At 72.7% G+C, this 5,193-nt stretch carries 5 protein-coding genes; 3 read left to right on the forward strand and 2 right to left on the reverse strand.

Features of this window, described 5'->3' with window-relative positions:
- Both ACFE86_RS21000 and ACFE86_RS21005 read right to left on the reverse strand, forming a co-directional pair.
- Positions 1-1,386, reverse strand: a 1,386-nt coding sequence (locus ACFE86_RS21000) for an ABC-F family ATP-binding cassette domain-containing protein (RefSeq protein ID WP_375457261.1), incomplete at its 3' end; no start/stop codon positions are given.
- Between the two features lie 55 nt (positions 1,387-1,441).
- On the reverse strand, positions 1,442-2,362 hold the full coding sequence (locus tag ACFE86_RS21005) for a UDP-3-O-acyl-N-acetylglucosamine deacetylase (RefSeq protein ID WP_375457262.1): 921 nt from the start codon (positions 2,360-2,362) through the stop codon (positions 1,442-1,444).
- Between the two features lie 358 nt (positions 2,363-2,720).
- On the opposite strand from ACFE86_RS21005, the gene ACFE86_RS21010 reads away from it, so the two are divergent.
- From ACFE86_RS21010 to ACFE86_RS21020, 3 genes are all read left to right on the forward strand, one after another.
- Positions 2,721-3,407, forward strand: a complete 687-nt coding sequence (locus ACFE86_RS21010; protein ID WP_375457263.1) for a Crp/Fnr family transcriptional regulator — start codon at positions 2,721-2,723, stop codon at positions 3,405-3,407.
- Between the two features lie 20 nt (positions 3,408-3,427).
- Positions 3,428-4,495 (forward strand): ABC transporter ATP-binding protein, encoded by a 1,068-nt coding sequence (locus ACFE86_RS21015; RefSeq protein WP_375457264.1) that lies wholly within the window; start codon positions 3,428-3,430, stop codon positions 4,493-4,495.
- Positions 4,496-4,757: 262 nt separating this feature from the next.
- Positions 4,758-5,193, forward strand: a 436-nt coding sequence (locus tag ACFE86_RS21020; RefSeq protein ID WP_375457265.1) for an ABC transporter permease, incomplete at its 3' end; no start/stop codon positions are given.

Below are 5,193 nucleotides of genomic sequence, written 5' to 3' on the forward strand. Positions count from 1 at the left end.
GCTCTCGATGTCGAGGTGGTTGGTCGGCTCGTCGAGGATCAGCAGGTGCGGGCCGTCGAAGGCCGCCAACCCCATCAGCAGCCGGGCCTTCTCGCCCCCCGAGAGCTGCGCCACCGGCGTGTCGGCCTTGCTGGCCGGAAAACCCAGCCGGGCGGTGGCCGCCCGCACCCGCGCCTCGGGCGCGTCCGGCATCAGGGTGCGCAGGTGCGCGACCGCGCTGTCAGTGGGGCGCAGCTCGTCGAGCTGGTGCTGCGCGAAGTAGGCGACCTTCATCTTCGACGAGCGCCGCAACGCGCCCGAGAGCGCGTCGAGCCGGCCGCCGATCAGCTTGCAGAAGGTCGACTTGCCGTTGCCGTTGGCACCGAGCAGCGCCACGCGGTCGTCGGGGGCGAGGCTGAGGTTCAGGCCCGACAGCACGATGCGGTCGGGGTAGCCCGCCTGCACCCGTTCCATCGCGACGATCGGCGGGGAAAGGGGTTTTTCGGGGCTCGGCAGGTGGATCACCGGCACGTCGTCCTCGATGAGCCCGGCGATCGGTACCATCTTGGCGAGCTTCTTCACGCGCGACTGCGCTTGGCGTGCCTTGGTCGCCTTGGCCTTGAACCGGTCGACGAAGCTCTGGAGATGGGCGCGCTCGGCGTCCTGCTTCACCTTGGCCTTGGCCTGGAGCGTCCGCTTCTCGGACAGTTGCCGGGCAAACGACGTGTAGCCGCCGCGGTAGATCGTCAGCTTGCCGCGATCCAGATGCAGGATGTGATCGACGGATTCGTCGAGCAGGTCGCGGTCGTGGCTGATGATGATCGCGGTGCGCGGATAGCGTTCGAGGTAGTCGTAGAGCCAGATCGTGCCCTCGATGTCGAGGTAGTTGGTCGGCTCGTCGAGCAGCAGCAGGTCGGGCTCGGAGAACAGCACGGCGGCCAGCGCCACGCGCATGCGCCAGCCGCCGGAGAAGTCGGCACAGGGCCGTGCCTGCGCCGCCGCATCGAAGCCGAGGCCGTGCAGGATCGCCGCCGCACGGGCCGGCGCCGAATGCGCGCGGATGTCGACGAGCCGGGTCTCGATCTCGGCGCGGCGCAGGCCGTCGGCGGATTCGGCCTCCGCCATCAGCCGCGCGCGCTCGGTGTCGGCGGCGAGCACCACCGCGTGCAGAGTCTCCGGGCCGGCCGGCGCCTCCTGCGCCACGGCGCCGATGCGCAGGCCCTTCGGCATCGAGACCGCGCTCGCATCCACCGGCCATTCGCCCAGGATCGCCTTGAACAGGGTGGTCTTGCCGGCGCCGTTGCGGCCGACGAGGCCGACGCGGGCACGGTCGGGGATCGAGAAGCTCGCGCCGTCGAGGATCAGGCGCTCGCCGATGCGGAGGGTAAGGTCGTTGACGCGGAGCATGGCGCGTTCTGGCGAGGCCGGCGCGCGGTGGCAAGCGGCCCGCGGCGATCGGGGGTCAGACCAGCTCCCACGCCGCGCGCTCGGCCATGAGCTTGGCCACCAGCGCGTGGTTCAGTTCGTGCCCGGTATGGGCCGCGGTGAGCCGCCCGAGGATCGGGTGCCCGGCGAGCGCGAGGTCGCCGACGAGGTCGAGCACGCGGTGGCGCACCGGCTCGCCGGGCACGCGCAGGCCGCCGACGACCCGCCCGCGCACGAGCATCGCCGCGGAAGCCACGCCGCAGCCCTGCAGGAAGGGTTTTCGCGCAGCGAAACCGTAGGCGCGCCCGAGCATCGCGCGCCAGTACCGGCCGAAGCTGCGCGCCGGCGCGATCTCCGCGAGGAAGCCGTCCGGCGTGATCGCACCGGACCAGTCGAGGGGACCGAAATGCGCCAGCGCGAGGTGGGCGGTGACGTGCAGGCCGTCGCCGGGCTCGATGCGCAGGGTGCGGCGCCCGTCGATGACCGCAACCGGGCGCAGCACCCGGATCGCCCGGCGCGGGACCGTGCCCTCCACGCGGCCCGCCTCGCGGATCGCGAGGCACCACGGCACCGCGCCGCCGTCGAAGATCGGCAGTTCCTCGGCGTCGATCTCGATCAGCGCGTCGTCGATGCGGTGGGACGACAGCGCGGCGAGCAGGTGCTCGACGGTGCGGACCAGCGGGCCGCCGGGTACGCGCAAGGCGGTGCAGAGCGGCTGGCTCTCGCGGTGGCGCCACAGGGCCGGCACGTCGACGGCGGACCCGTCCCGAAGCGTGCGGCGGAAGACGAGGCCGTGGCCGGCCGGCGCCGGCCCGACGCGGACGTTGGCGTGGCGCCCGGTATGCAGCCCGCGCCCCGAGCGTGCGAACGGCGCGGCCAGTGTCGCCCGGAAGCCGGGCGCACCCGACGGGGCGGCGTCCGGGACCGGTTCGCCGATCGCGTGGAGAAAACTCGGCATGACGACGCGATCCATACGGCTCCTTCCGGGGCGGCCGGTCCGATGTCGGAACGTCGTATCGCGGGCCGACGCGGCCGACGCAGTGTAGTGCAGGTCGCCTGCAGCGCCTGCCGCGAATCACGGTGTTTCCCCTCGTCGGAGCCGGAAGGATAGGAAGATTACACGTCCGCGTGCGCCGACGCCGGCATCTGCCGCCATCCACCTCGATCGCGGCCCTACGGCTTGACCGGTGCGGACACGCTCGTCACGATCCCGGCACGGGCGCGGCGGCGTCGATCCTCCGGATCGCGCGGCGCGCGGCCTTGCGGATCGTCCGCGTCGCGGCGGGCCCGACGCAGCGCGAGGGGACCGGTTTTCGATGGCGCGGCTGTCCACCATTCCGTTCTTCAAGGAGCCGGGCATCGATCTCGCTCCGTTCGAGACCCGCTGCCACTGGCGCCGGTTCGACGAGAACGAGGTGCTGGTGGATTTCGACGACGTCTCCACCGACGTCTACTTCCTCGCCGTCGGCGAGGTGCGCATCCTCAACCGCACGCAGTCGGGCAAGGAGGTGATCCTGGGCGAGATGCGCGGCGGCGCGTTCTTCGGCGAACTGGCCGCGCTCGATGGGGTAGGCCGCTCGGCCAACGTCACGGCGCTGACCCGCGGCGAGGTCTGCGTGGTGCCGGCACCGGTGTTCCGGCAGATGGTGTTCGCCTCGGAAGCCATCGCCGACCGGCTGTTCCGCCTGCTGACCAAGCGCGTGCGCGAGTTGAACACCCGCCTGATGGAGCACGCGCTGCTCGACCTGCGCCACCGGCTCTACGCCGAACTGCTGCGGCTCTCGGTGCCACGCGCAGGCGGGGGCGAGGAGCGCGTGGTGACGCCGCCGCCCTACCACCACGTGCTCGCCGCCCGCATCGGCTGCCGCCGCGAGCAGGTCACCCGCGAGTTCACGGCGATGGCCGCCGACGGCCTCGTCGACCGCACCCGCGGCGCCCTGGTGATCCGCCGGCCCGACCTGCTCGAGGCCCGCGTCGCCGAGGCCCTGCGCGAGGACACCTGAACTCAAGGACGCCCGAACCCTTGTCGGATCAACCCGCGCCGCTGTTGCGGCTGGAGGCCCTGACCAAGCGGTTCGGGTCCGAGACTGCCGTGGAATCCGTCTCCCTCGACCTCGCGGCCAACGCGTTCTTCTGCCTGCTCGGGCCTTCGGGCTGCGGCAAGAGCACCCTGCTGCGCCTGATCGCGGGCTTCGAGACGCCGAGCGCCGGGGCGATCCTGCTCGGAGACCAGGACCTCACCGCGCTGCCGCCGCATCGCCGGCCGGTGAACATGATGTTCCAGTCCTACGCGCTGTTCCCGCACATGAGCGTCGCGAAGAACGTCGCCTACGGACTCAAGGGTCTGGGACTCGGCCGCGCGGCGACGGCCGGGCGGGTCGAGGCCCTGCTGCGCCTCGTGTGCCTCGACGGCTTCGGGAGCCGCGCACCTGCGACGCTCTCGGGCGGCCAGCGCCAGCGGGTGGCGCTCGCCCGCGCGCTCGCCCGCGAGCCGCGGGTGCTGCTCCTCGACGAGCCGATGGCCGCCCTCGACCGATCCTTGCGCGAGGAGACGCAAAGCGAACTGCGCGCGCTGCAGCGGCGGCTGTCCGCCACCTTCGTCGTCGTGACCCACGACCCCGCCGAGGCGATGACGCTCGCCGACCGCATCGGCGTGATGGATCGCGGGCGGCTCGTGCAGGTCGGCCCCCCGGCCGAGCTCTACCGCCGCCCCGCCAGCCGCTTCGTCGCCGGGCTCCTGGGGGATGTGAACCTGATCCCCGGAACCCTCGGGGCGGACGAGCCCGGCCCGCATCGCAGCGTCGAGACCGCGCTCGGGCCGTTGCGTGCCGCCGCGCCGGATGCCGCGCGCGCACCGGGCGCGGCGATGGTGGTCGCCGTGCGTCCCGAAAGCCTCGTCCTCGGGGATGCGGGCCTGCCCGGTACCCTCGCGGAGGAAACGTTCCTGGGCGACCGCATCCGCCGCATCGTCCGGCTCGCCGACGGGACCCGGGTGCGGGCGACGGCCGCGCCGGGGGAGGGGACGCACGCCGTCGGCGATGCCGTCCGGGTCCACTTTGCCCCCGACGCCGCGACGATCCTGCCGGCATGAGCAGCGCCGGCATGCGCAGCTTTGGGACGAGGCGCCGCATGGCTGCGTCCGATCGATCGCGCGGGCCGCAGGGCGGCGCCCTCTTCCAGGGGGCTTGCGGATGCACGCATCGCTCCACGCGATCCGGGAAGAGCGCGGGTCCCCCTCCCGGCCGGAAGCGGAGACGCACGCCCGATCCGCTCGCCGTATGTCTTGGATCGACAGCTCTTGGATCGATCGATCGGCCGACGTTCGGGGGCCTGCGCCTCGCGCGTTCGAGGCCATGAAAGGCGCGCGCGCATCCTCCCGGAGCCTCCGGGGCCTCCTCCGTCTGCCGGTCTGGCTCTGGCTCGGCGCCTTCTTCCTGGTGCCGTTCGCGATCACCTTGAAGATCAGCCTGTCGGAGCCGGCGACCGCGATGCCGCCCTACCGGCCGGTGCTCGACTGGCAGGGCGGCCCGGAGGGCTGGTCGGGTTTCCTGGAGGCGCTGAACTTCGAGAACTACGCGACGCTCGCCGCCGACGCGCTCTACCGCGACGCGGCGCTGAGTTCGGTGGCCTACGCGCTCGCGGCGACCGCGATCCTCGCGGTGCTCGCGACGCCGCTCGCCTACGCGGTCGCGCGCAGCCCGCAGAAGCGCCAGCCGCTGCTGGTCGCGCTGATCGTGGTGCCGTTCTGGACGAGCTTCCTGATCCGCGTCTACGCCTGGATCGCGATCC

Origin of the sequence: uncultured Methylobacterium sp. (assembly GCF_964244095.1) — a bacterium.
Classification (GTDB): domain Bacteria; phylum Pseudomonadota; class Alphaproteobacteria; order Rhizobiales; family Beijerinckiaceae; genus Methylobacterium.

Coding starts and splice junctions, on each gene's coding strand:
- ACFE86_RS21010 (WP_375457263.1), top strand. CDS start 2,721: ATGGCGCGGCTGTCCACCATTCCGTTCTTCAAGGAGCCGGGCATCGAT.
- ACFE86_RS21005 (WP_375457262.1), bottom strand. CDS start 2,362: ATGCCGAGTTTTCTCCACGCGATCGGCGAACCGGTCCCGGACGCCGCC.